This is a genomic window from Desulfobacterium sp. N47 (assembly GCF_051233685.1).
Lineage (GTDB): Bacteria > Desulfobacterota > Desulfobacteria > Desulfobacterales > RPRI01 > RPRI01.
The window spans coordinates 1-26,711 of record NZ_JBAMMY010000125.1 but is presented as its reverse complement, the minus strand read 5'-3'; the positions used below and the strand labels follow the sequence as shown (position 1 = coordinate 26,711).

Annotated in this window: 27 protein-coding genes; 19 read left to right on the top strand and 8 right to left on the bottom strand. The window is 39.6% G+C overall.

What is annotated here, in order from left to right:
* The 3 genes from VXK47_RS07870 to VXK47_RS07860 form a co-directional block, all read right to left on the bottom strand.
* The coding region (locus VXK47_RS07870) for an FAD-dependent oxidoreductase (protein WP_435548223.1) at positions 1-438 on the bottom strand (438 nt) is incomplete at its 3' end.
* Positions 439-442: 4 nt separating this feature from the next.
* Positions 443-1,762, bottom strand: coding sequence for a (Fe-S)-binding protein (locus VXK47_RS07865; RefSeq protein WP_435548222.1), 1,320 nt, complete (start codon positions 1,760-1,762; stop codon positions 443-445).
* Between the two features lie 75 nt (positions 1,763-1,837).
* On the bottom strand, positions 1,838-2,311 hold the full coding sequence (locus VXK47_RS07860; RefSeq protein WP_435548221.1) for a hypothetical protein: 474 nt from the start codon (positions 2,309-2,311) through the stop codon (positions 1,838-1,840).
* An 887-nt stretch (positions 2,312-3,198) separates the two neighbouring features.
* On the opposite strand from VXK47_RS07860, the gene VXK47_RS07855 reads away from it, so the two are divergent.
* The 13 genes from VXK47_RS07855 to VXK47_RS07795 all read left to right on the top strand — a co-directional run bounded on the left by VXK47_RS07855 (position 3,199) and on the right by VXK47_RS07795 (position 16,217).
* The gene (locus VXK47_RS07855) at positions 3,199-3,585 is read left to right on the top strand and encodes an FAD-dependent oxidoreductase (protein WP_435548220.1); all 387 of its coding nucleotides are present in this window, start codon (positions 3,199-3,201) and stop codon (positions 3,583-3,585) included.
* Between the two features lie 30 nt (positions 3,586-3,615).
* Positions 3,616-4,104 carry an NADH-quinone oxidoreductase subunit NuoE family protein gene (gene nuoE, locus VXK47_RS07850; protein ID WP_435548219.1) on the top strand — a complete coding sequence of 163 codons (489 nt, stop codon included), beginning with the start codon at positions 3,616-3,618 and terminating at the stop codon, positions 4,102-4,104.
* Positions 4,105-4,126: 22 nt separating this feature from the next.
* Positions 4,127-6,028 (top strand): NADH-ubiquinone oxidoreductase-F iron-sulfur binding region domain-containing protein, encoded by a 1,902-nt coding sequence (locus VXK47_RS07845; RefSeq protein WP_435548218.1) that lies wholly within the window; start codon positions 4,127-4,129, stop codon positions 6,026-6,028.
* A gap of 19 nt (positions 6,029-6,047) precedes the next feature.
* Positions 6,048-9,311, top strand: coding sequence for an FAD-dependent oxidoreductase (locus tag VXK47_RS07840; RefSeq protein WP_435548217.1), 3,264 nt, complete (start codon positions 6,048-6,050; stop codon positions 9,309-9,311).
* Positions 9,312-9,390: 79 nt separating this feature from the next.
* Positions 9,391-9,819 carry a hydrogenase iron-sulfur subunit gene (locus tag VXK47_RS07835; protein ID WP_435548216.1) on the top strand — a complete coding sequence of 143 codons (429 nt, stop codon included), beginning with the start codon at positions 9,391-9,393 and terminating at the stop codon, positions 9,817-9,819.
* Between the two features lies 1 nt (position 9,820).
* A complete protein-coding gene (locus VXK47_RS07830) occupies positions 9,821-10,768 on the top strand; it encodes a 4Fe-4S ferredoxin (RefSeq protein ID WP_435548215.1) in 948 nt (315 codons plus the stop codon).
* A 46-nt stretch (positions 10,769-10,814) separates the two neighbouring features.
* Positions 10,815-11,882, top strand: a complete 1,068-nt coding sequence (locus tag VXK47_RS07825) for a 4Fe-4S dicluster domain-containing protein (protein ID WP_435548214.1) — start codon at positions 10,815-10,817, stop codon at positions 11,880-11,882.
* Between the two features lie 18 nt (positions 11,883-11,900).
* Positions 11,901-12,746 carry an FAD/NAD(P)-binding protein gene (locus VXK47_RS07820; RefSeq protein WP_435548213.1) on the top strand — a complete coding sequence of 282 codons (846 nt, stop codon included), beginning with the start codon at positions 11,901-11,903 and terminating at the stop codon, positions 12,744-12,746.
* A 131-nt stretch (positions 12,747-12,877) separates the two neighbouring features.
* Positions 12,878-13,195: a TusE/DsrC/DsvC family sulfur relay protein gene (locus VXK47_RS07815; RefSeq protein WP_435548212.1), complete on the top strand. Its 318-nt coding sequence runs from the start codon at positions 12,878-12,880 to the stop codon at positions 13,193-13,195.
* Between the two features lie 244 nt (positions 13,196-13,439).
* The gene (gene ahbA, locus VXK47_RS07810) at positions 13,440-13,940 is read left to right on the top strand and encodes a siroheme decarboxylase subunit alpha (protein ID WP_435548211.1); all 501 of its coding nucleotides are present in this window, start codon (positions 13,440-13,442) and stop codon (positions 13,938-13,940) included.
* Positions 13,941-13,997: 57 nt separating this feature from the next.
* The gene (locus VXK47_RS07805; RefSeq protein WP_435548210.1) at positions 13,998-14,801 is read left to right on the top strand and encodes a nitrilase-related carbon-nitrogen hydrolase; all 804 of its coding nucleotides are present in this window, start codon (positions 13,998-14,000) and stop codon (positions 14,799-14,801) included.
* Between the two features lie 55 nt (positions 14,802-14,856).
* Positions 14,857-15,480 (top strand): YkgJ family cysteine cluster protein, encoded by a 624-nt coding sequence (locus tag VXK47_RS07800; protein ID WP_435548209.1) that lies wholly within the window; start codon positions 14,857-14,859, stop codon positions 15,478-15,480.
* A 530-nt stretch (positions 15,481-16,010) separates the two neighbouring features.
* The gene (locus tag VXK47_RS07795; protein ID WP_435548208.1) at positions 16,011-16,217 is read left to right on the top strand and encodes a hypothetical protein; all 207 of its coding nucleotides are present in this window, start codon (positions 16,011-16,013) and stop codon (positions 16,215-16,217) included.
* A gap of 7 nt (positions 16,218-16,224) precedes the next feature.
* On the opposite strand, the gene VXK47_RS07790 is transcribed toward VXK47_RS07795, so the two are convergent.
* On the bottom strand, positions 16,225-17,691 hold the full coding sequence (locus VXK47_RS07790) for a CDP-alcohol phosphatidyltransferase family protein (RefSeq protein ID WP_435548207.1): 1,467 nt from the start codon (positions 17,689-17,691) through the stop codon (positions 16,225-16,227).
* A 333-nt stretch (positions 17,692-18,024) separates the two neighbouring features.
* Between VXK47_RS07790 and VXK47_RS07785 the strand changes: the two genes are divergently transcribed.
* The 4 genes from VXK47_RS07785 (at position 18,025) to VXK47_RS07770 (ending at position 21,304) form a co-directional block, all read left to right on the top strand.
* Positions 18,025-18,360, top strand: a complete 336-nt coding sequence (locus VXK47_RS07785; protein ID WP_435548206.1) for a hypothetical protein — start codon at positions 18,025-18,027, stop codon at positions 18,358-18,360.
* Between the two features lie 235 nt (positions 18,361-18,595).
* Complete coding sequence (locus VXK47_RS07780) at positions 18,596-19,507, top strand: radical SAM protein (RefSeq protein ID WP_435548205.1); 912 nt, start codon at positions 18,596-18,598, stop codon at positions 19,505-19,507.
* A gap of 48 nt (positions 19,508-19,555) precedes the next feature.
* Positions 19,556-20,467, top strand: coding sequence for a CvfB family protein (locus tag VXK47_RS07775; RefSeq protein ID WP_435548204.1), 912 nt, complete (start codon positions 19,556-19,558; stop codon positions 20,465-20,467).
* Between the two features lie 45 nt (positions 20,468-20,512).
* On the top strand, positions 20,513-21,304 hold the full coding sequence (locus VXK47_RS07770) for a dihydropteroate synthase (protein WP_435548203.1): 792 nt from the start codon (positions 20,513-20,515) through the stop codon (positions 21,302-21,304).
* Here VXK47_RS07770 and VXK47_RS07765 read toward each other — a convergent pair.
* From VXK47_RS07765 to VXK47_RS07750, 4 genes are all read right to left on the bottom strand, one after another.
* Positions 21,301-22,140: a lysophospholipid acyltransferase family protein gene (locus tag VXK47_RS07765; protein WP_435548202.1), complete on the bottom strand. Its 840-nt coding sequence runs from the start codon at positions 22,138-22,140 to the stop codon at positions 21,301-21,303. The two genes, VXK47_RS07770 and VXK47_RS07765, sit on opposite strands and share 4 nt — an antisense overlap.
* Positions 22,141-22,196: 56 nt before the next feature.
* Positions 22,197-23,438, bottom strand: coding sequence for a beta-ketoacyl-ACP synthase II (fabF, locus tag VXK47_RS07760; protein WP_435548201.1), 1,242 nt, complete (start codon positions 23,436-23,438; stop codon positions 22,197-22,199).
* Positions 23,439-23,580: 142 nt separating this feature from the next.
* Complete coding sequence (acpP, locus tag VXK47_RS07755; protein ID WP_435548200.1) at positions 23,581-23,808, bottom strand: acyl carrier protein; 228 nt, start codon at positions 23,806-23,808, stop codon at positions 23,581-23,583.
* Positions 23,809-24,568: 760 nt separating this feature from the next.
* Positions 24,569-24,847 (bottom strand): hypothetical protein, encoded by a 279-nt coding sequence (locus VXK47_RS07750; RefSeq protein WP_435548199.1) that lies wholly within the window; start codon positions 24,845-24,847, stop codon positions 24,569-24,571.
* A 395-nt stretch (positions 24,848-25,242) separates the two neighbouring features.
* Here VXK47_RS07750 and VXK47_RS07745 point away from each other — a divergent pair, with 395 nt between their 5' ends.
* Positions 25,243-25,503: a hypothetical protein gene (locus VXK47_RS07745; RefSeq protein ID WP_435548198.1), complete on the top strand. Its 261-nt coding sequence runs from the start codon at positions 25,243-25,245 to the stop codon at positions 25,501-25,503.
* Positions 25,504-25,835: 332 nt separating this feature from the next.
* The gene (locus VXK47_RS07740) at positions 25,836-26,552 is read left to right on the top strand and encodes a UPF0236 family transposase-like protein (protein ID WP_435548197.1); all 717 of its coding nucleotides are present in this window, start codon (positions 25,836-25,838) and stop codon (positions 26,550-26,552) included.
* The last annotated feature ends 159 nt before the right edge of the window (positions 26,553-26,711 follow it).

Here is a 26,711-nt window from a genome sequence, read left to right as displayed (position 1 = left end):
GGGAATAGCCTGTGCGTATTGCTTATAAACAGCTTTTCTTTCGGAAAGGGTTTCATCATATTCGTTGGGTAATGTTACAGGACAGACTTTTGCGCAATCTCCGCAGCTCGTACATTTGGAAAGGTCTATATAACGCGGATTAGTTCTGACCAATGCAGAAAAATTTCCTTTTTCTCCTTTCAGTTCAAGAAGTTCCGAATTAGTTAATAATTCAATATTCGGATGTCTGCCGGCTGTTACCAGATAGGGCGCTAAAATGCACATGGAACAGTCGTTTGTAGGAAAGGTTTTGTCCAGTGCGCTCATAACGCCACCAATGGCCTGGCTCTTCTCAACCAGATGCACCAAATAACCTGCGTCGGCCAAATCCAGTGATGCCTGAATCCCGGCAATGCCGCCGCCTACAACAAGAACAGCGCCGATTACATCGCTTGACATGGTTTTATTCTCCTGTATTATTTTGGGGAAGATTTACATCAACAAGATCATCACCTAAATAGGCGCGCTCATTTTCAGCAAGAATACCAAGCGACAGAGCAATGATGGTCCAAAGATGCAGTGTCCTGTATTTTCCACCCCCGAAGTGTTTTCCCAGCTCGTCAATCTGGGCGTGGCAATTATGACACGGAGTAACTACATATGGAGCGCCGGTTCGCATAATCTGTTCGTGCTTTAGACGGCCATAAACAAGTCTTGATTCCCTGTATCCCGACTGAAGAGACCCGCCTCCGCCTCCGCAGCAATAGTTGTTGGATTTGTTGGGATAGGTATCGATGAAATTTTCTTCTCCCACACAGGATGTTACGACAAAACGCAGATCGTCGGCCAGTTCATCCCCAAAACTTTTCCGGACCTGATTACAGGGATCCTGTACCGTAAATTTGACTTTAAGATCTTTGTTCCAATCCGGATTAACTTTAAGTTTTCCTTCGCGAATCCATTTGGCGTAATATCTCACCATCGGTTCTATTTCCAGGCCGGTTTCTATTTTATGCTTTTGCTGTCCTTTCCAGACTGAAAAAGTGGAATGACCGCATTCGGTGTTAAGATAGACCTTGCATCCAAGCTTCATGGCTGTTTGCAGCGTCAGGTTGGTGATTTTTTTCCAGCCCTCATCATCTGCCAGAAACATGCAATAATTTTCACCGCCCCATCCGGTACAGCTATATGTCCAGTCAGCACCCACAATATTAAGGATTTTCCACAGGGGCACCATTTCATCAGGCTCGGTAACCGGTTCGCGCGAATTCTGGCTTAAAAAGAAATAAGCGCCTTCTTTATCGATGGGCGCTTGAAGATCTTCCCATCCCGGCTGGGTTTCCCGTACTTCCGCCAGAACATCCTCGACAACAAAGCGGAAATCCTCTTCCGGAGTTCCCATTGCGCTGCAACTGTCGTTACGAAGCGCCATATCGCATGATCCTAAGATCCCTTTAGGCCTTTTCTCCCGTGGCCAGAGTTTTCTGGCTTCAAATATCATAGCGGCGATATCTATTTTCATGGGACATGCATAAGTGCAGCGATAGCACATGGTACACATCCAGACCCATGGGTGTTCCGTGATTTCATCATCTAAGCCCAACGTCACCATCCGCAGAAATTTTCTTGGATCCATGTTTTCAAGACCTGTGGCAGGACATCCTGAAGCGCATGCCCCGCAGGTTAAACAAAGACTTAAGTTACTGGTTGGAACCAGATGTTTTACTTTGTCTAAAAAAGTTGTTTTTTTGTCTTTTCCGATTTTTATTGCTGCTTCGCCCATAATTTTTCCTTTTAAATATGTTTGTTTGTTTTCCGGTTCTAAAGAATCGGAACAGGTTCTAAAAAGATTGACGCTTTACCGGTTTGCCAATCCGCTGAAGATCAAACGCAGGTATTTTTCATCAATGTCAGATATGCATCTATCTTCAAACTCCGTTTCAGTATCAACCGTATCTCCCGAATCGGCTTGCGTTTTGGATTCGTGTCCGGCAATCTCTTTCCTCTGAGTTTTTGTTAATAATAACGATGGGTTTTTATTGTTTTCAAGCCAGCGGTTACACATCTCGTGTTTTCCTATAAATGATAATATAAAATATTCGCCGTCGATTACGGTTATAAGACGGTAACCTCTGCCCAGATCATACTTGATACAGTTTCTGATTTTTATTTTACCGTATTTGACGGCAATTTCGTTTTCGGAATGCTCACCATGGCCTTCGATCAATTTGCTGATAATCGTGTCGGCTTTTTGCGCGGCTTTTTTATCTACTTTACGAAGTGATTCCAGCTGCTTTTCAAATTGCGGACTGCGATAAATAAAGCGAATCATTTTATCTCCCTTTTTTTTATTTCTTATAGTAAAGAAATTATCCGGCTATAGGGAATAAGTATTATTAGCCAATCGGATGACAGGCTTTTGTTATGATCCGGGATAAAATTTTCCTGTTAAAATCGGCGATCTGATAAACAGAGCGTGTTTTATTCCATAATAACAAATACTTAATTAGAAAGAATATAGTGATGCGCACAGGTAAAAAATGAAAGGATTACGTCAAAGAAAAAAATGACAGTAAAAACTATGGACTTGATCTTTCGGTCTTTACCTTGCGCCTACCAAACCCGGGTAGCGTTTTGCTATAGTCTCTCAGGTAAAGCCGAAAAATAAAAACATGATATTATATCCGTTAAAACAAGTTAAAAAAATATAAATAAAAGAAATTAATACTGCCTTTATTTTTTATATATCGATATAGATTATATCGCTTATATAAATTTACTATGTTGATTTTACTATGCCAAATAAAAAAATCTGTCAAGTTTTTTATGAACGATATGAATTAAGCTTATAACCAATCTGTTTAATAAGATTTATTATCAGCAGTATGGGCTTTATAACAATTGTCATAAATCTGTTTTGTTTGAGAATTTATTATTTCTGAAGGCATGCAATCGATCAGGTTTTAAACGGAACGCAATAATTAATATTATTATACTACGGGTGGAGTTACATTCTATTGTTGTTATAATTATAAGGTTATTCTGACAAACTCATATACACCAGCTACTGATATATAATTTATTCAAACAAAAATATTGACAATAATATTTTCTCCCTATATCAAAAAAAAATTACTTTTTTTATAAAAGAAAAGAAATGTATACTTTTGCAATTGGGCAGCTTATTTGCCTTTAAATTTTTTATCAGGAGAATCAACAATGTCTCAAAGTGTACTTGGTTCCGTACTGGTTGTTGGTGGCGGCATTGCAGGGATGCAGTCGGCTCTGGATTTGGCCAATTCCGGCTATTATGTATATCTTCTTGAAAAATCTCCATCCATTGGCGGAGTTATGTCTCAGCTTGACAAGACATTTCCGACCAATGACTGCGCTATGTGAATTATCTCGCCTGTACTGGTCGAGGTCGGCCGGCATCTTAATATCGAATTAATCACATATGCAGATCTGGAATCACTGGAAGGAAAACCGGGCAATTTTAAAGTTAAAGTCCGCAAACGGGCACGCAGCATTATAAAAGACCTGTGCACCGGGTGCGGCGCATGTGTTGAGAACTGTCCTGTTACTCAGCAAGTTATCAATGCGTAACAGCAACGATAGTTTTTTGGAGAAATGGAAATGAATCCGTCTATAAAAGAAGAATCGTGTGATATCGATTACAGAGATCTCGATAGAATTATTGAAGAGGATTATAATAACGACAAGGAAAATCTGATTATGATCCTTCAGGGTATTCAAAAAGTTTATAATTATCTTCCGGGAGCAGCTATATCCTATCTTGCGGTAAAGATTGGAATTCCCTTAAGCCATATTTATGGAGTTGCAACTTTTTACAGCACGTTCAGTCTAAAACCAAGAGGCCGTAATATTATTTCCATATGTTTGGGGACAGCCTGTCATGTTAGAGGTGGTGAACGAATCAGAGAAAGTCTTACCAACACGTTAAATATTACTGATGGTCAAACTACTGAGGATAAACGCTTTACACTAGAGTCCGTGCGATGTATCGGATGTTGCAGTCTGGGGCCGGTCATTAAAATTAATGAAGACATGCATGGCCGTATTACACCGGATAAAGTCAATCCAATACTAAGCCACTATGAATAAATGTTACTAAGAGGCAATAACCATGAAAATCATGTCTATAAATGACTTAGATAAGATACGCCAGGGATATTTGAACCGGCTTTATTATCCTGAAGGTATAAAGGTAAATGTCGGAATGGCATCCTGCGGGATTGCTGCAGGTGCTCAGGCTTCCTATAACAAAGCTTCTCAGGAATATTCCGGAAATCCAGGCGTAACTATTTCCCAAACCGGATGTATCGGTTTCTGTGAAATGGAACCGTTGGTTGAAATAATGAGTAAAGATAAAGCAAGAATTATCTATCATCATATGACCGAAGATAAGATTATCGAAGCTATATCAGGATATATGAATGGTGAATATCCGAACAAATGGATATTGGGCCAGATGCGTGATCCGCGAAGCGTTCTGGAAGAAGATATGCAAAATCCGCAAAGCGGCATTGAGCCTGTGGAAGGTATTCCCTTTCTGGAGGACATCCCTTTTTACAGCCAGCAGACTAAGATCGCTATTCGTAACTGTGGATACATTGATCCTGATTCAATCGAAGAATATATTGCAAAGAGAGGATATTATGCCTTTGTCAATGCACTGACCAATACAAAACCATCCGATATTATTAAAACAGTAAAAGAGTCAGGGCTCAGAGGCAGAGGGGGCGGAGGATTTCCAACAGGAATAAAATGGGAAACCTGCGCAAAACATCATGGCAACAGGCATATAATATGTAATGCTGACGAAGGTGATCCCGGCGCATATATGGACAGGAGTATTCTGGAAGGTGATCCCCACAGTGTTCTTGAAGGTATGCTGATTGCTGCTCTGGCCATAGGTTCAAGCAGTGGTTTTTTTTATGTCAGAAATGAATACCCGCTTGCCGTAAGCCGCCTTATCACAGCAATTAAGCAGGCAGAAGCCTATGGACTTCTTGGTGGCAACATAGCCGGAACCGGCTTTAGTTTTAATGTAAAGATATCCAGAGGTGCAGGAGCTTTTGTTTGCGGAGAATCCACTGCTCTGATGTCTTCACTTGAAGGGCTTGTGGGACGCCCCCGTGCAAAATATGTGCATACGGTTGAAAAAGGATTCAGAGATAGCCCCTCCAATCTTAATAATGTTGAAACTTACGCGAATATACCCCCTATAGTCTTAAAGGGAGCGCCATGGTTTTCAGGTATGGGAACGGAACACAGCAAAGGAACCAAGGTTTTCAGTTTGGTTGGTAAAATAAAAAATACCGGACTTGTTGAAGTTCCGATGGGGATCAATCTTAAAGATATAGTTTTTAGCATTGGCGGAGGAGTTCCCAAGAAGAAAAAATTCAAAGCCGTTCAAACAGGCGGCCCGTCCGGAGGTTGCATTCCTGAAAATCTGATTGATTTGCCTGTGGACTATCAGAAACTGGCCGAAGTAGGTTCCATCATGGGTTCCGGTGGAATGATCGTTATGGATCAGGATACATGTATGGTTGATGTTGCCCGCTATTTTCTTGATTTTCTCAAAGAAGAATCCTGCGGTCAATGCAATCCATGTCGTGAAGGCATCAAACAGATGCTGGATATATTGACTGACATTTGCCAGGGAAATGGTAAGGATGGCGATATTGAGCTGCTTGAAGAACTGGGCAGCATGATACAGAAATTTTCCCTTTGTGGACTCGGAACATCGGCACCCAACCCGGTCCTTACAACTATTTTATATTTTCGGGATGAATACGAAGCACATATAAAGCATAAAAAATGCCCTGCAGGTGTTTGTAAAGCGCTTTTCCATTATGAAATTGATGCAGAAGCTTGTACCGGTTGCCGGTCCTGTGCCAAAAAATGTCCGCAGGAAGCAATTGCGGGTGAGAAAAAGCAGCCTCATAAACTCGACCAGGCAAAGTGTATTAAATGTGGCATCTGCTACGACGCCTGCAAATTTGATGCAATTGTGATTCGATAATTATAAGGGGTATTGATTTATGATAACATTCAAACTTAATGGTAAAACTGTTCAGGGAGAAGAAGGGCAATATATTCTTCAGGTTGCCCAGAAATATGGAGTTGACATCCCAACCCTTTGCCATCACAAGGCCCTGGAACCGGCAGGGATGTGCCGGTTGTGTACGGTAGAAGTATTTGACGGCCGCAGAAGCCGCTTTGTTACTTCCTGTAATTATCCCATTTGGGAAGGAATGGAGGTTAATACAGATACAGAAGCGGTTCATAAGGGACGAAAGCTTATAGTAGAGCTGCTGATGGCCCGTTGTCCGGATGTTCCTGTATTGCAAAAATTGGGCGAACAATACGGCATCTCAGAAACAAGGTTCAAGAAAGGAGAAGATACCTGTATACTTTGCGGCCTTTGCACAAGAATTTGCGCCAAAATGGGAAACAGTGCTATCAGCTTGACTGGCCGTGGTGTGGAGATGAAGGTGGATACGCCTTTTCATATCCAGACCGAAGCTTGTTTATCCTGCGGAGCATGTGCATCCGTTTGTCCAACCGGCCATATTACGCTTGAAAAAATCCGGCAGAATGTAAGCTTGCATCCGTTTAAGCCTATTCCGTCCGAATATGATATGGGGCTTAAAGGGCGAAAGCCTATCTATGTTCCTTATGCCCAGGCGGTTCCAAATACGCCGGCCATTGACCGTTCAGTATGTATGCATTTCAAAACCGGCGGTTGTAAGGTGTGTGTGGAATTTTGCGGAGTAAACGCCATAGACCATGAAATGCAGGATGAAATCGTTGAACTGAATGTAGGTGCTGTTATTCTGACGCCCGGTTTCACACCTTTTGATCCGTCGAAATTTGATTCCTATGGCTATGCCAAACATCCAAATGTTATTACTGCCATGGAAATGGAGAGAGTCCTTTCCGCGTCAGGTCCTACGGGTGGCCATCTGGTAAGGTTTTCCGACCACAAAGAGCCGAAAAAAATAGCCTGGTTTCAGTGTGTAGGTTCCCGCGATATGAATAAATGCGACCATTCATATTGTTCGTCCGTATGCTGTATGTATGCAATCAAGGAAGCTGTGATCGCCAAGGAACATGCAGGCAGTGATCTGGACTGTGCTATATTCTATATGGATATGCGTACGCACGGTAAAGAATTTGAGCGTTTTTATAATAATGCCAAAGATAAGCATGGTGTCCGTTTTATACGCAGCAGGGTGCATACCATTGATGCCGTGCCGGGAACTGATGATTTAAGTGTTCGTTACGTTTCGGAATCAGGCGAGACGCTCACAGAGACTTTTGACCAGATAGTACTTTCTGTAGGTCTTGAAATTTCGGAAGAAACGAAGGATCTGGCGAAAAAGTTGGGACTTGATCTTACCGAAGGCAGTTTCTGCAAGACCTCATCATTTGAACCGGTAAGCACCTCAAAAGAAGGCATTTATGTTTGCGGCGCTTTCCAGGGGCCAAAAGACATTCCACAGTCGGTTATTGATGCCAGCGCTGCTGCTGCTGTAGCCGGAGAAAGCCTCAGCTCGGCAAGAAACACCCTGACCAAGGCAAAGGAGATTGTGCCGGAAATCAATGTAACGGGTGAGAGGCCCCGTATCGGAGTATTTGTTTGCAGGTGCGGTATAAATATTGCCGGTGTTGTTAATGTTCCTTCTGTTGCTGAATATGCTGCAACTCTTCCCTTTGTGGAATTTGCAACCGATAACCTGTATTCATGTTCCCAGGATACTCAGGATAATCTTGTAAGTATAATAAAGCAGAAAAATCTTAATAGAATTGTTGTTGCAGCCTGTACACCCAAGACGCATGAGCCTCTGTTTCAGGAGACTTTGATCAATGCAGGCCTGAACAAGTATCTGTTTGAAATGGCCAATATACGAAATCACGATTCATGGGTACACAAAACATGCCCTGAAAAAGCAACACAAAAGGCTAAAGATCTGATACGTTCGGCTGTTGCAAAAGTCGCTTTGACTCAGCCTCTCAAGGAATCAGACCTGCAGATAAAACCTTCGGCATTGGTTATAGGTGGTGGACTTTCGGGTATGTCTGCTGCCCAAAATCTGGCTCAGCAGGGTTATGAAACCCATTTGATTGAGAAAAGCGGACAGCTTGGAGGGCAGGCCAGAAATCTTTACCAGACAGCCAAGGGTGAAAAAATTCAGGAAAAACTTCCTGAGCTTATTAAAGAAATAGAGAATAACAAGCGGATCAGTGTCCATCTGAATACTGATCTTACCAAGGTAGACGGGTTTGTAGGCAGTTTTAAAAGCACACTCACTTCAAATGGTAAAGATGAAGTTATTGAACACGGGGTTGCGGTAATAGCAACCGGTGCTCATCCTCTGGAACCTGAAGAATATGAATATGGTAAAAACCCGCAGATATTAACCAGTCTGGAGCTGGATAATAAGATAATCAACAATGATCCGATACTTAAAACTATAAAATCGGCGGTCTTTATCCAGTGCGTCGGATCACGTGAACCGGATCGTCCATATTGTTCAAGGGTTTGTTGCACCCACTCTGTTGATAATGCCCTGGAATTGAAAAAAAGAAATCCTGACTTAAATGTATATGTGTTATACCGTGATGTCAGAACTTACGGAGAGCGTGAATATCTGTATAAAGAGGCACGTGAAAAAGGGGTTATTTTTATACGCTTTTCGGTTGATGACAAACCACAGGTAATTGCAGATAAAAACCGGTTGGCGGTTCGGGTTAAAGATCACATTCTGGGACGAACGCTTGAGCTGGAAACAGATATTATCACTCTGGCAACGGCAATTATTCCGAACCGAGATGAGAAACTTGCCAACTTCTTTAAAGTTCCGATTAACGCCGATGGATTTTTTGTTGAGCGCCACGCAAAATTAGGGCCTTCCGAGTTTGCAACGGACGGTGTGTTTTTATGCGGTATGGCCCATTATCCAAAGCCAATCGACGAATGTATCGTTCAGGGAAAGGCTGCTGCCTCCCGTGCCGTAACACTGCTTGCACGTGAAATCATACAGACAAGCGGTACGATTGCTGAAGTTATGCCCATGTATTGCAGCAGTTGTGGGGTTTGTGTTTCAATTTGTCCCTATTCAGCCCCCTCTTTTATTGAGGAAAGCGCCAGATTCTTCCCGGGTAAAGCACAAATAAATCCCGTTCTTTGTAAAGGATGCGGATTATGTGTGGCATCCTGCAGATCAGGTGCAATCAGGCTGAAAGGTTTTGATAATGATCAGATATTTGCGCAGATATTTGCGCTGAATGAAGCCGTTTAAACTAAAAACCTGAATTATTATCTCAAGAGGTATAGTAGGTTTGAGTCAATAGGTTTTTTTATGTAAAGGAGTTAAGATAATGACTGAGTTTGAGCCTAAAATCGTCAGTTTTTTATGTAACTGGTGCAGCTATGGAGCTGCAGATCTGGCCGGGGTTGGCCGGATGGAGTATCCGCCGAACATCAGGGTTATCAGGATACCTTGCACCGGACGCATGAGCCCCAAGTTTTTTTTAGCAGCCCTGAGGCAGGGGGCCGATGGTGTCTGGGTGTCCGGGTGACATCCGGGTGAATGCCATTACCTGGAAGGTAATTATTATGCACGAAGAAAATTCGGTCTCTTTAAAAATCTAATGGAACATATGGGTGTTGAACCCGGAAGGTTAAATTTTTCCTGGATTTCCTCTGCCGAGTCAAGCAAGTTTGTAGATGTGGTAAAGGGTGTAACTGAGACTGTAAAGGCCATAGGACCTAATAATAATTTTAAGAAGGCAGCTAAGGTAGCTTAACATGTTAGGATATATTGATAAGATAAAAGAAATATCTAAACGGCTGTTGGATGAAGGTAAGGTGGATATGATCATAGGCTTTAAGAAAGGAACTATGCCTATGATGAACGAACCCTGTTTCGTAAAAACCCCCGATGAAGCGTCAAAGCTTGTTTGGGACAGCAACTGCGGAATTAATCTTGCCAATTATCTTACCGACAGAAAAGAAAAAATAGGCGTAATCGCAAAGGGCTGCGATACGCGAAATATCGTAACCCATATAATTGAAAATAAAATAAAGCGGGAAAACCTGATAATAATTGGCGTTCCCTGCAAAGGTATGATTGACCGGCGCAAAATATCGGTGATGTTTGATGCTGAAGCTAAAGAAGTCAATGAAGAAGGGGATACGATAATTGTCAAAGGCGAAGGATTTGAGAAAAAATTAAATAAATCCGAAGTAATGCAAGATAATTGTTCTATTTGTATTCATAGAAATCCTGTGTTGTACGACGAGCTTACTGCTCCGCTTGTGGAAGAGCAGAAAGATGTCGACAGATATGCCGATGTTCGTAAGATTGAAGCTATGGCTCCATCTGAAAAGTGGGATTATTTTGAAAATCTTTTATCCGGATGTCTTCGCTGCTATGCATGCAGAAATGCTTGTCCCTTATGCTATTGTCCCACATGCTTTGTGGATGAATCAAACCCCCAGTGGGTTGGTAAAAGCCAGGATGAAATTGATATAAGGACATTCCATTTTTTAAGGGCTTATCATTGCGCCGGAAGATGTACGGACTGCGGTGCGTGTGAACGGGCATGCCCTGTCGGTATCAAAGTCCGGGCTTTTACGAAAAAGCTTGAAAAAGACTGCCTGGAGATGTTTGGCTGGGAAGCCGGGATTTCTGCTGATATAAGGCCTCCGCTTGATACATATAAACCGGATGATCCCGGAAAATTCATAAAGTGATACTGGTTAATAACTTGTAAACCGCAACAAAAATAAGGCTATTGCTATGAAAGTTATTAAAATTGATAAAAAAGACTGGGCTAAAGGAATTGAAAAAATTCAAAACGGCTATCGGTTGTTCGGCCCGGTCAGAGGTGAGAAATTTCATGATTTCAAGGCACTCGAAAAGGGAGAATCGCCGGATCTGGATTTTCAAAATACACGGCTTTCCCCAAAATCGGTAGTATATCCTCAAACTGAAGTTTTGTTTGAATATTCTCTTGATGAAAAAGAGGCTGATCATCATGTGATGAAGGATGCCGCTAAAGATTATTCACCTAAAGCCGTTCTGGGAATAAGGCCGTGTGATGCTGCTGCTTTTTTACTGGTAAAGCGGAATTTTGATACACCCGATTATAAGGATCCATACTGGATAAAATCATATGAAGCAACGACATTTATAGGTCTATCATGCAATAATCCATGCAGCACCTGCTTTTGCACAACGGCCGGTTCAGGACCTTTTAATGAAGAAGGACTTGACATACTTCTTGTCGATGCAACGGATTGCTATTATGCAAAAGCGATTACGCCAAAAGGTGAAAATCTTTTAAAGAATGCCGGATGGAATACTGAGGCTGATGGCGGAGCTGCTGAAAAAATAGAAACTCTTAAAAAAGAAGCAGAGGCTAAAATAAGTTCTTCTGTTGCTTCAAACCAGCTTAAAAGCAAAAGTACAAATGAGCTTTATGAGGCTCCCTTCTGGGAAGATGTGTCATTTGCCTGTATTAACTGCGGGACATGCACATATCTTTGTCCTACATGCTGGTGTTTTGATATTCAGGATGAAAATTCGGGGTCATCGGGAATACGCATGCGAAATTGGGACAGTTGCATGTTTCCTCTTTTTACTATGCACGGAACGGGGCATAACCCCAGAGGTACCAAGCTTCACAGGGTTCGCCAAAGATTCATGCATAAGCTGAAATATTATGTTGATAAATACGATGATGGAATTCAGTGCGTTGGCTGTGGCCGGTGTATCCGCGCCTGTCCGGTTAACATTGATATACGCAGGGTCTGTGACATGATGAACAGTTATGATCCTAAAGCCTGCGCTTGTTCGGAAAAGTGAAAAGAGGAGGGTATTAAAGTGCAAAATCCATATATGCCTTATCCTGTGCGTATAGATGAAATAACAACTGAAACTGAAGACAGGAATCTTAAAACATTCAAATTTGTTTTTTTAAATCCGGATGATGAAAAAAAATTTTCATACAAAGCCGGACAATTTGCAGAGCTTTCGGTTACAGGCAAAGGAGAAATACCAATCGGTATTGCATCTTCTCCTGTTGAGAAAGGCTTTGTTAAATTTACCGTAAATAAAGTCGGTCTTGTTTCTTCATATCTTCATTCAATGAAAGTTGGAGATATAATGGGAATAAGGGGGCCTCTTGGTAATTCCTATCCCTGGGATATACTTGAAGGTAAAAATATAGTGATTATCGGAGGCGGTTTTGCTTTTACAACACTGCGTTCTTCAATAATTTCCATGCTTGATCCTGCCAACCGGAAAAAGTTTAAAGATATAAATGTAATTTATGGCGCCCGAACACCCGGTATGCTGCTTTACAGAGATGAATTAGCAGCATGGGAGAGACGCGACGATATAAATATGCATATAACAGTTGATGCTACAAATGATCCTGACTGGAAATATAATATAGGTTTTGTGCCTACCGTAACTGAACAAAAAGCTCCTAATGCCGATGCCGATACTTATGCCATTATTTGCGGGCCGCCTATTATGATAAAATTTACCCAGCCTGTCCTTGATAAACTGGGATATGATCATGATCATATAATAATGTCACTTGAGAACAGGATGAAATGCGGAATAGGTATGTGCGGAAGGTGTAATATAGGAAAAGAATTTGTCTGCAAAGACGGCCCGGTATTTACTCTTGCGCAATTGAATGCTACGCCGAGAGAATATTGATAAATCTTTTCGCCTTTTTTTTATATTGACATTGGCGGATCAATAATATTATATACTTTGCGATAGTTTTTTATTTAAGGATGATAGGCTGTAAGCCATGAAGATAATTAATTGATAAAGGAGGAGTATAGATGCCGGAAGTACAATTTGGAGGTAAAACTTTTACAGTAGATGAAGACGGTTTTATTGATTCATATACTAACTGGTCACAGGAATGGGTCCAGTATGTTAAAACACAAGAAGGGATTGATGAGCTTAATGATGAGCATAAGATGCTTATAAAAGTTCTTCGCGAATATTATGAGAAAAACGGAATTGCTCCGATGGTTCGTGTTCTTTCCAAGGTTACAGGTTTTAAATTGAAACATATTTATGAGCTGTTTCCTTCAGGACCTGGAAAGGGAGCTTGTAAGATGGCTGGCCTTCCGAAACCAACGGGTTGCGTCTGATCAATATTAAAGTTTTATTGTATTTTACAAAAGGCCCTGCCAAAAGCAGGGTCTTTTGTTTTTTTGGGTCAGGGCTTTGAATATAGAATGTAGAATATCGAAATCGAATGTAGAACGTAAAAGGAAGGTAAGGAATTTCGTAATTCGAAATTCCTTGTTCGATATTGGATATTCGTTTTCGGGGGTTGAGATCCAGGAATAAGGGCGTAGAGGCGGGTTCGTAACCCGCCAGCGTGAGGGGCTAGTGAGAAGAATAGATCGTAAAGGGAATGATCGTACAGCGAATAAAACTATAACAATTGATGAGACAGACAAAGCTATCTTAAACAGGGTGCAATCTGATTTTCCGGTTGTCTCCCGCCCGTATCTTGCGATTGCGGATGAGCTTGGAATAACTGAAGATGATGTTATTACCAGACTGAAAAAACTTAAAAAAAATAATTTCATCCGCCGCATAGGAGGTAATTTCGTGCCTGAAAAGCTGGGCTTTGTCAGCACTTTGTGCACAGCGACTGTATCTGAAGACAAGATTGATTCTTTTACAAAAGTGATTAACCTTTATCCCGGGGTAACGCATAATTATCTGAGAGACGGGAGCTTTAATATTTGGTTTACATTTATTGCTCCTTCCATGGAAGAAATTAAATCTAACTTAAAACAGATATCAAAAGAAACCGGAGTGAAAGAAATATTTAATTTTCCTGCAACAAAGGTATTCAAGATAAGGGCTCATTTTAACTTATGATACAATCTGTTTACAGTTATCATTTTACCGTCAGGCAGATTATTATGAGCACTTGATATGAAAGATATCCGTATAGCCGCAGTAATTTCTCATTCAAAAACATATGATGTTGACCGCAACCTAAGCTGCCTGGAAAAATGGCTCAAGCAGGCAAAAGATACCGGTGTAAGAATTGTATGCTTTCCTGAACTAAATATCAGCGGGTATGTGATAGATGAAAAAATAGCAGAAACAGCAGAAGAAATACCTGGTAGAATATCAAATAAACTGTCGGAGTATTCATTAAAATATAACATTGTAATACTTGCCGGCATGATTGAAAAAGACAAGAATGACCGGATTTATTCAAGCCACCTTGTAGCAAAGACTGACGGGGATATAGGTGTTTATCGGAAATTGCATATTGCTCCTAATGAAAAAGAATTGTTTTTTGAAGGAGATAAAGTTCCGATATTTGAGGCTGAAGGGATAAAATTTGGAATTCAGCTTTGCTACGACGCTCACTTTCCCGAGCTTTCAACAAGAATGGCTTTGATGGGCGCCGATATTATATTCATTCCTCACGCTTCTCCAAGAAAAACTCATGATGAAAAGCTTAAATCGTGGTTACGGCATCTTTGTGCAAGAGCTTTTGATAACGGCCTGTTTATAGTGGCATGCAACCAGTGTGGTGTAAACTCAGCAGGCCTTTTTTTCCCCGGAACAGGTGTAATAATAAATCCTTCAGGTATTGTTATGGAAAAATACACAAGCGAAAATGAAGGAATGTTAGTATCCGATCTTAAGACAAGAGATTTAGATATGGTAAGAAACCATAAAATGCGTTATTTTTTGCCGAACAGAAGGCCGGAATTATATTAATACAGGTAAAAGAGATAAAAGCTAATTATTATAAATAAGAAAATATGAATCAGATATGGAATCAGAACCGGATAACTTAATCGGATGTAAAAGGTGCGGAACCTGCTGCAAAAAAGGAGGCCCGTCTTTTCATATTGAAGACTTGTCACTTATAGAAGAAGGATTTATACCGGCAAAACATCTTTATACTATAAGAAAAGGAGAGCCGGTTTGCGATAACAGAATCGATAAAATCATTTCCGCTCCTTCCGATATGATAAAAATCAAGGGTCAGGGAAATAGATGGGTTTGCTTTTTTTATATGGAAAAAGAAAATAAATGCGATATATATCAATACAGGCCTATTGAATGCAGACTTCTTGATTGTCAGGATACAAGTGGGATCGAGCAGATTTTTGGCAAAAATCTTCTTACAAGACAAAACATAATCGGTAAAATCGAAGGGCTTTGGGATATGGTTACAGAGCATGATCAGAGGTGCTCATATGAAGAAATAACAAAGCTGTTTGATAAATCCGGAAAAAAGAAAAGCAAATATTTTCTGCAAGAGGTTTCACAACTTATTGAATACGACAAGGCCCTGCGGGAAATTGTTGTAGCAAAAGGAGGGCTTGAATCAGGGCTACTTGACTTTTTGTTTGGAAGACCAATTTCAATAGCTTTTAAGCATTATCTTTAAAGAACAGAGCTTTTATAGTTGTAGAATTCTCCCTTCGACGCCTGTTTTAATAGGATCTATATTATTGCATGAGATTTTTTCAGAACTCGCTGCTTTAGGAATTGTCAGTAGCTTACCGGCCTCAGATAGGTGATAGAGGAATATCCCGTACCAAAATCATCTAAGGTCATTTTAATTAAGAAGTAATATATCCATAAACAATTTAACTGATGATTCAAGAAATGCTTTCTGATTGCCTATATAAATGTTAAATTATCCGTTTATTTTCACTTTACATATCTTCCATGCCAATATATTATTATAAATAACGATGATTTAAATTATACATGGTTGTAAAATTATGATATATTGAGACAATTATAAAACGTTTGTCCTGCCCGAATGCTTTTATCGGGCATCTGTGATTTAAGGCTGTTACAATCCGGATAACCGCCTAAAAACGTCGCAGGAATGACATGCTTGGGAGTTTTGCAATTGGCTCTATTGTTAATTTGCTTTTATAAGATATAAAAACTAAGGAGGTATGAAAGATGGAAAAAAAGAAATACACAATAAAAACAGCCTGCCCGCAGTGCGGATGCGCCATGCTTACCGTTTTATCGCCTGAAGAAATAAAAGAAAAATATGGTGATGTCCCAAATGTTGAAATGGAGTGTGGCGAATGCTCACTTAAATATTCATCTGAAATGAAAACAGCTTGTCCTGAATGGGATAAAGAATGCAAGTTGGGATCATAAGGTCTCGTTACGCAATATTTTTTGTTTCTCTTGCCGCTATTGCAGGATCAATGCGTCCGGTTATGATAGGGGACAAAAGATATAAAAGCATATAGGTAAATGTAATGTACCCGAAATAAGGGGTGAAAACGGATAAAAGCAGGAGAAGAGATATCTGGCCAACCCGCGGATGCCGACTCATGAGCCGGCCAAGATGAAGATATTTCACAGGGTAAAGATTCATTACCAAACCTGCTGCAATTATGGTTGCAAAACAAAAAACTCCCCAGAAATAAACCAATTGAGGGCTATCCGATATGCTCTGGTTAAATATAATCAAAGGCGCAGTTACAAGTAATGCAGCTGCCGGAGTCGGCATCCCCTTAAAAAATCCTGGAATGGGGTTTTTGTCCAAAGTAAAATAAACCAGTCTGCCTATCCCTAAGATTAAATAAAAAAGCGCTGCAAAACCAATCGGAAGCTGAGAAATCAAATTATTATGAGCATCGGAAAGTATGATATAAAATATCCATGCCGGAGCGATACAGAAACTGATTGCATCGGCAAAATCATCTAAAATGCTGCCTATACTTATTTTTGGAGTCTCGGAAGCAAGAAGCTCTGTCAGGCCCAGTTTGCGTGCAAGCGCTCCGTCAAGCTTATCGAATATAGTAGCGCCTATAAGTATAAGATATGCTTCTTTGATCCTTCCCTGATATGTAAAAAAGACAGCAAGAAACCCCATAATTGCGTTCATGATAGTAAGTGAATTAGGAAAAAATGAGAGTATCCTCCTTCTTAACAAATCATCACTGTCACAAATATCATCTAAACAATATGTTCCGTATTTTCTGCAATAGCCTGCTATAGATCCAAGGTTGATTACAAGAAAAACAATTTCAATGATAAAAAGAGTCCGCAGGGAAAGACTTCCTAACCATGAAACCCAGGAATAAAGTATCCCTGATCCGTCAGGCACATAAAAGGCGTGGGCATATAAGAGTGCGCCAACAGGAGCGGCAACAATAGTTCTGAGTCTTGTAAATTCCCTCAATTCAGGCTCCTGCCCTCTCTGTATTGCAAAACTCCGGATAAAATGGGCAAAATTGTCTCGAATCAATACTATTACGCATAAAATAAGAATAAAAATTGCATGAAGCAGCTCAGGTCTTGTATGGCCCGGCGAAATAAAAATAAGTCGCCACATTATTCCAACTGCAACAAGAGGAAAAATGATCGAATAAACAATTTTATCCATTATTCTTTCAGCAAGATTGGCAAGGGTGGGATTCGGACTGAATCTCGCTGCAAACCATCCGTCAACAAGATCAAAGGACATTGAGATGAAAAGAAAAGAAACCCCCATACTATATATAACAGGGCTGCGCATCCACATAACTGCTATAGCGCAAAGCATCCCCAGCGAGACAAGCGGAAGACGTCCGTAAACAAGCATCGCCGTGACTTTTTTGGGTATTTTTTGTTTATTTGTCATAGTGCTTCCGATCAGATCAGCTTTTAAAATTTTTTTTGATATTAGACAAAATACTTCTATCTGTCAAGGATAAGCCGGTAAAGCATTTTTTGTTTTCAAAAACGTAATGGGTCATGATTTTTCATATATTGGTTGTCAGAATAATGCAGCGATTGAAGTCGGCCTGATTTATGACAATCGCTGTACCATCTGAAAAAAATTGTGACTTTATTCAGAGTCGGCCGTAAATCATATTAAAACGGTAATTAATTTTATCGTCATTATTTCATAATCCGGAAATGAAAATCACTTAACAAAACAAGTCTGATCTTAACAAAAAAAAGGGGGAAAATTATGTCCATTTTTCGTAAATCGTTAGTTTTAGTGTTGGTTGTTCTTTTCTGCGGTGTAAGTATAGTTATTGCCGGGGATCAAACTCGAGATCGTGATCCTATTCGTGACCGATTAAATGATGGTTCCTGCCAGGATTTCACAGATAATAATGCCGGAAAACTCTTTGCTGCCGATAGAACTCGGGATCGTATACAAGATAAAGATAAATTAAAGGATGGCTCATGCCAGGATTTCACTGATAGCAATATTGGAAATTTGTATGCTGCCAATAGAACCCGAACCCAGGATCGTACCAGAAGCCAGGATCGTTTAAGAGATGGCTCATGCATCAAATAATTCTTTAATTACACCAGGATTTCAGAAGGAGTTTTTTTAATTTATCAGGCGGGTTCGTTATATAGGCGAGCCCGCTTTTTGTTTTTTGATTTTATAATTGCTAAGATATACAGGCGGATAACCGGAATGGAATATTTTTATTACCTTGTTAATTATTCGCTGTTTTGCAGATTGTAAAATGGATAAACAAAGTGTAAAAGGGATTTTAAATTAATTCTATATCAGGTGCCGATAAATGAATCAACCCCGACAAATTGCTTTTGGATATTCCACCCGGTGTAATATAAAATGTGCTCACTGTGTGGCTGCCGATGGATCTCCGGGAATCGACAAAATGGATTTTAACCGCGCAAAGGAAACCATTGAAGAAATGGCCCGTGCGCATGTGACAGGGATCAGTTTCACGGCCGGTGAACCGCTAATATTTTCAGATGATATCTGTGGTTTGATTCAGGTCTGCGGGCAGAACCGGATTTATTCCAGAGTGGTTACCAACGGGTTCTGGGCAAATACAGCGGATCAGGCAGACAAAATGTTATCCAAATTGAAACAAAGCGGTTTGTCGCAGTTGAGGATCAGCACCAGCCGCTGGCACCAGGAAAATGTAAACAGTTCTAACATTGTTTATGCTGCAGCCGCATGTGCAAAACATGGTCTGGATTATTTTGTTTCATTTGTCACGGATTTTTCAGATACAGATGATGCTGTCGAACAATTCCTTCAGGATAATAAGCTGCGGTATTTCCCGGAGCCTGTTATCTATTTCGGAAGGGCGCAGAGTTTTGAACGTAAACGGATCTTTACAGATTTTTATCCCAACTTGTGTTACATGAATGCTTATATTTCTCCCAATCAGGATATGTATGCCTGCTGTGATGCCGGAAACCGATTTTCAGAAACAGGTTTTTTGTATCTTGGAAATCTGGAAAAGGAATCTGCGGATGAATTATTTATAAAAAAAGAACAACATCGCTTATATAATATGATCCGGACAACAGGGCTTACACGAATGGCATCTTATCTGGGGTATAAGGCCAGTGAGATTGTGCGCTACCGTAAATGTGAGCTGTGTGAAATGCTTTTTAATTCAAAAAAAAATCTTGAAAAGCTTGAGCATGGGATGGATAATTTGATGAATATATCGTGATATCAGAAATATATAAAAACAGGATGTATAAAAACTGGATACATAATCATGGCTGAATCAGGAAAAATAAACACCCTTAAAGTTATAAAGGTAACGAGATCCGGTATCATTTTAGACGGTGGGGCACTTGGTGAGATTTTGATTTCTGCAAAAGAAGCCCCTGCCGATTGCAGGCTAAATGATAATATCGATGTCTTCATATATCTCGACTCAAAGGCTCAAATGATCGCAACCACCGAAAAGCCTTATGCTGTAGCGGGACAGTTTGCTTTACTTAAGGTGGCAATATCCAACTCTTATGGAGCGTTTCTGGACTGGGGGCTGAAGCAGAACCTGCGGGTTCCGGTTCGTGAGCAGAAAAACCATATGAAACAGGACCGGTACTATATCGTGTTTGTTTACAATGATAAAAATAATCATATTGCAGCTTCATCAAGGCTTGACAGGTTTTTGGAAAAACTGCCTGTTAATTTCACAGAGGGTCAGCAGGTGGATCTTGTTATCGGTGATATTACCCCCTTAGGCTATAAAGCGATTATCAATAATATTCATGTGGGTGTTTTATATAAAAATGAAGTATTTCAGATTCTGGAACAGGGGCAGGAAGTAAAGGGCTTTATAAAAAAAGTCAGAGAAGACGGCAAGATCGATCTTTCTCTTCAAAAATCCGATGCCAAAGCTTTGGATGATTTGTCAAGCAAGATCCTAAACACCTTGAAAGAACAGGGAGGAAGTCTGGAGATATCGGATAAAAGTTTGCCGGAAGAGATTTACAGATTGTTTGGTGTAAGCAAAAAAAGATATAAAAGCGCCATTGGCGCATTGTACAAGAAGCGGATGATTAATGTTGAGAAACAAAGCATAAGCTTGATCCATAAACCTGAAAAAAAGCCTTTGGAAAATGTTAAGCGGGGTTTTAGCAGAAACATACGGCACAATAAAATAACGATAAAAAGATAAAAGGTTTACTCCTTAAGGCTAATTTTATATTGTGAATTATTACATATGATTATTGTTGCTGATAACATCAGGATTACAGATCGGATTATTGCTGATGCAATTGCTCAAATGAATCCTGTCCCGGTACAAAAAATGGCTATTGAATGCGAGAAAGCAGGAGCACAGGTTATAGATGTAAATTCAGGCCCACTTTCACGAACTCCGGAAAAGCAGATGAATTTTATTATTGATGCAATTCAGCAAGTGTCTGATTTGCCTTTAATTATTGATACTGCAAATCCCAAAGCAATGGAAGCCGGAGTTCGCGCATGTAAAAGCATGCCGACAATAAACGGCTTTTCTTTAGAATCTTCAAAACTTGATAAAATACTTCCCCTTGCTAAAGAATTCCGGACAGATATTATTGCTTATCTTTTATATCCTAACGGGCATGTTCCGCCGGACGGGGATAAGCGTTTGGAAATAGCTGTTGAGATTTTAGAGAAATTTAAAGAAACAGGCATCGAAGAAAAGCGGCTGATAATAGATCCTGTAATTGTGCCTCTTTCCTGGCAAAACGGTAAATTTCAAGCCAGAGAAGTTCTTTATGTGATAAAGCATTTGCCGGATGTGTTCGGTTTTCCGGTAAGAACAATTGCAGGACTATCAAATCTTACAACAGGAAGTGGGCACAAAGCGCAAAAACTTATTATGGAAAAAGCCTATCTTTCAATGCTTGCATCAGCAGGTCTGTCGATGATTATGATGAATGTATTCCATCATGAAGCCATAAAAACCGTAAAGGCATGTAATCTGCTTATTGACGAAAAGATTTTTGCATGGGAAGAAATGTACTAGGGTTTGCCGGAATCTGATGAAGGTGCTTCTTTTACTGTACTACCCCAGTTTTTAAGATTTGTTGAAATAAAATCCACTATAATTTTGTGGGTTTTACTGCCGTTGCCTTCCACCTGGAGTGGTTTGCCGAACTTGATGTAAATAGTTTTACGCGGATCAACCGGTCCCATATCTTTGATGAGTCTGCCGTTTTTCTGGAAATCAGTTTTAATGGCCACAGGTATCACAAAAACACCGGCTCTTTTCGCAAGCTTTACGCCAAGCGAATTAAAAGAACCAGGATCGAAAACTGAGCTTCTTGTCGATTGAGGGAATATAAATACCGAATTTCCACTTTTTAAGCATGCTTCTCCTTCCGACAGAACTTTGTGCAGATCTTCTCTCGGGTTTTGTCTTGATACCGCTATCGGTTTGGTAGCCTTCATAACAAAACGCCAGATTGGATATTCAAGCAGTTCTTCTTTTACCACAAAAGTAAGTTCTTTAAATGCCAGTATGATAGTCGGCATAATAAATGTATCCAGCATACTCATGTGATTTGATACAAAAACTACAGGCTCTTTATGTCCGGATATGCAGTCGAGGCCGGACATATCAAATCTTCCTCCTGCATATTCGATGATTTTAATTATCTGGAAGGAAGACCGGTTCCATCTTTTACGGCTGTATTTTCCTATGCGTGCTATGAAACCATCTCTTATAATTACAAAGATAATCAGCGAATAGTAGATAAGCGAAGGCAAACCAGGAATTGCTTTAACAGGCAACAGCCATCTGTTCCGGCTTATATAGCGGCTTTCCGATTTAAGAATTTGCGAGAACTTTTCGATATTCATCCAAAAATAGCCTGACATACTTCTATGAGTCCATCAAAAAACCATATTTATGGAAATCAGGGATGGTATTTTTTCAGAACAAGAACAGCATTAGTGCCTCCAAAGCCAAAAGAATTTGTCATCACCACTTCTAAGTTTGCCTTGCGTGCAATATTGGGAACATAATCGAGATCGCATTCATCGGCCGGATTGTCCAGGTTTATAGTAGGCGGAATGATGCTGTTTTTTATGGCAAGTGCTGAAAAAACGGTTTCTATGCCTCCTGCAGCGCCCAAAAGATGGCCGGTCATCGATTTTGTAGAACTTACCGGTATCTTATAGGCATGATCTCCGAATACTGTTTTGATTGCCCTTGTTTCATATATATCGTTAAGTTGAGTAGAGGTACCATGTGCATTTATATAATCAACTTTATCCGGAGTAATTCCTGCATCCTTTATGGCTGATTTCATGCATCTAACAGCTCCTTCTCCATCAGGCGGAGGAGATGTCATATGGTAGCCGTCTCCGGTCATTCCAAATCCCGACACTTCAGCATAAATATGCGCTCCTCTTTCAAGAGCACCTGAAAGAGATTCTAAAACAACAATACCGCTTCCTTCCCCAACAACAAAACCGTCACGATCCCTGTCAAAAGGACGGGAGGCTAGTTGAGGCTCATTATTTCGTGTTGAAAGAGCCTTCATCGCACCAAAGCCGGCTATACAGGTCATGGTTATAACAGATTCGACTCCGCCGGTTATCATTGCATCTGCATGGCCGTTTTGGATCATCCTTAATGACTCTCCTACGGCATGTGTTCCGGCAGCGCAGGCTGTTGCTATTGACGCATTGGGGCCTTTTGCGCCGAATATAATGGAAATCATACCCGGAGCCATGTTCCCGATCATGAGCGGAATAAAAAACGGACTTACACGTCCCGGTCCTTTTTTATTCAGATCAAGAATCGTTTTTTCCATTATACCGAGTCCCCCAAGTCCGCATCCTGTTATGGTTCCGACCCTGTCGGAATTGGAGCTATTGATCACAAGACCGGAATCTTCAATAGCCATACGCGCTGCAGCCACGGCGTAGGCAATAAAAGGTTCGAAGCGCTGGGCATCCTTTTTTGACATAAAATTTTCCGCAACAAACCCTTTAACTTCGGCGGCAATTTTAGTATCAAATTTTGTTGTGTCAAACTTGGTTATCTCGGATATTCCCGACTTTCCCGCACATAAAGCCGACCATGTTTCATCAACACCGATTCCAAGTGGTGTAATCAATCCAATTCCTGTTATAACAACGCGCCTGCTCAAAAAATCCTCCTTAAAATATAACAAATAATAATTAGAATATATGGTTATAAAAAAAGCTCATAAAACAATTTCCAGACTGTTATGATTTATTATTGTTACAGATAAAACTGTATATGCGCTTTTTGATTTTAGATTTGCATTATTAATGCGAATTTATATAGTCAATAACATCTTTAACAGTAAGAAGCTTTTCTGCAACCTCATCTGAAATATCTGTTTCAAATTCTTCTTCCATCGACATTATCAGTTCAACCAGATCAAGTGAATCAGCACCGAGATCATCAACAAAGGATGCTTCAGGAACAACTTTATCAATCTCTACGCCAAGTTTTTCTGCAATAATTTTTTTAACTTTATCTTCAACTGACATTAATTAATTCTCCTTTTATTTTGATGTTAAGCGGTTTTCAAATTAAAATCATATAAAATCAATACTATAAATATTATAAACTCATAATAAATAAATGAACCAGAAAGGCTTTGGTTCCCATCTAATCACGATGCCTAATCTTTCTATGCCTAATAAGTTATATTATAACATATTAATAATACGATATTTAAATCCCAAACAATATGCTAATATGACTTTAGATACTTTAGTAATTGAATTAACAATAAATGTCAAGGATTTATTTTGTAAAATATGTATCAAAGATGCAATCGGTTAGAGATGGTATAAATTTGAATTGTAACAAGAAATTGGATTAACGAAAAACAGTATATAAGATATTAATAATATTATTTAATAAGATATAAGCATGCTATACCGGATAGTGCCAGGAAACAGATGCAATTTCGATACTCACTTAAGGATAAAAAGTATTATTACGATCCGGATAAAAAGCCTGGCTTTACTAATTACTAATAGCTAATATTTACTCATTCTACGAAATAAACTGTAAATAGGTATCTTTAAAATAAATAAATAAAACAAATATTTAGTATATGAAGACGAGTTTTAATTCTATAAAACTAGACTTTTCATTAAATCTGTTATAAGTCATAAAACTGAAGAAACAAGCGTTCTGCAGCGACAAAGACAGACTTTGCGTCTTTGCCCCCTGGGGTTTGCTCTTAATTATACTATCAGTACTTATATTTATGATTTATGCAAAGATAGTGTTATAACTTTATTTATTAGCTTTTATCACCTTTAATGCTTTATCAAATATATCATTTATTTTCAAAGTAATCTCTGCTGCTTCATTAAGCAGCAGATTTACTTCGTCCATATCATTTGATTTTACTTTTTTGGCCCAATCCTTATATGTTTCACTATGATCGGTGTTATGTTTAATCCAGTGTTCCAATAATTTTACCATTTTTTCATCAAAGGACATTTCTGAAAAAACATCATGGCTATTATGGTGGTGGTGATTATCGTGATGATGGCTATGATCGTGGGTCATTTTATTTGCTCCTTATTTATAATCGCTTTCAGGTAAAAAACCGTAACCATTGACTGTGATGATAAACTTTCTATAATTTAATTGTTAATAGAAAAATGAAAACTTCGCTATATATGAAAGCTCAATTCTGGAACGAAGATGCTTTCATGAATTATACATTAAACTTATACCATAGTAAAAGTGAATGCAAATACCAATCTTGAAGGGGGTGTAATTAAAAGTGTTGGGTTTAGAAGATAAGCGTTAAGCGAAGTTATATTTAAAAAGGATAAACAATTATATAAATCATAACATGCTGTAATCATTTAATATATAATTCTAGACTTTTTGGTTTAACTAGTGTATAGGTTGGTTTAGGCTAATAAATTAACATGTTATAAAGGAGGAACCGACCTATGATCGACCATCTGAAAGACAGCATAGAGAAGAGACTGAACAAGCATCCTCATCTCAAAAATAGAATTGAACAAATATTAAAAATTGTAGAAAACACTGAAGGAGATTTAAAAAAAGCCGACGAAGCTGAAAAAAGAGTGATTGAAGAATTGCGGAAGATGGGAAATGAAGTATTGCACGATTGGGCTGTCAGCAGAGAAAAACAAGAGGCTGAAGCAGTAAATAAAAGGAAGTTAGGAAAGAACGGTAAAAAAAAATAACTTGGCATACCAGCTATGGGGAAATATCTATTCTTGAGAGAACCTTTTTAAATAAAGGGAAGTTGTATAGACCTTTTTCATATACGGCAGAAGTAACATGTCGTTGTTATTCACTTGTCTTGCAGCGTATTATCGCAGATTTTGGAGCGGATGTTTCTTTTCAAAAGATATCAAAAAAAATAATGGAGCATTATGGTATAAACGTTTCTGTCAGTTCAGCACAAAAGGTCACAGAGAAACATGCTGAATCCGTAAAGGGTATGGAGTGTCTGCAAAGAGATATTCCTGATGAAGCCGGGGTAAAATATTTGATATGTGAAACTGACGGAACAATGATACCCATAGTAAATACCGATAATAAAAACGGAAAGTCTTCAGACAAACGGAAAACTCGTAGTGTTCGATGGAAGGAAGCGCGTTTAGCTCTTGCCCGGGAGAAAGACAAAGTTGATCCGGTTTTTGGAGGAACTCTTGGTTCAGCTGATACGGCTGGGGACCATTTATTTGATTGTGCTGTCAAAGCCGGGTTTGGTAAAAGAACAAAGGTGCATTTTGTTGGTGACGGAGCCTCATGGATTGCAGAACAGGTAGAAAGAGTGTTTAGCAATCAAGGGAATTTTTTAATCGATTTTTTTCATTTATGTGATTATCTGGCAGCGGCTTCAAAAAAATGTTTCCCGGAAAATCCTGGAAGCTGGCTGGATCAACAAAAAAAGAGAATGAAAGAAGGGGATGTTAACGAAGTCTTAAAGTCTTTGTTATTACATGAAGAACCTGAATCAGTACAAGATAAGGATGCGCCTGTTCGATGCTGTTTGTGTTATATCAGTAATCGTCCTGGTCAATTTAAATATAAAGAAGCGTTGGCCGACAATTTACCGATTGGGTCCGGCGAAATAGAAAGTGCGCATCGTTATGTGATACAAAATCGTTTAAAATTACCCGGGGCATGGTGGAAAGAAAATAATGCTGAAAATATGCTTGCATTAAGAATACTTCGAGAAAACAACGAATGGGATAAATACTGGGAATCTAGCAAAGCTGCATAAAATATTCCCCCAACAGTTTTAACCCTACAACGATATTTATGTTTTAACCAATTGTCCGAGCCTCTTTTTTCTATGGGACAGATAGGCTCGATAGTTTTTCTTTTGAATCCGGTCTATCAAAGCGATTACCGCGTCGCAATCAAAACGCCTTATTGGCAA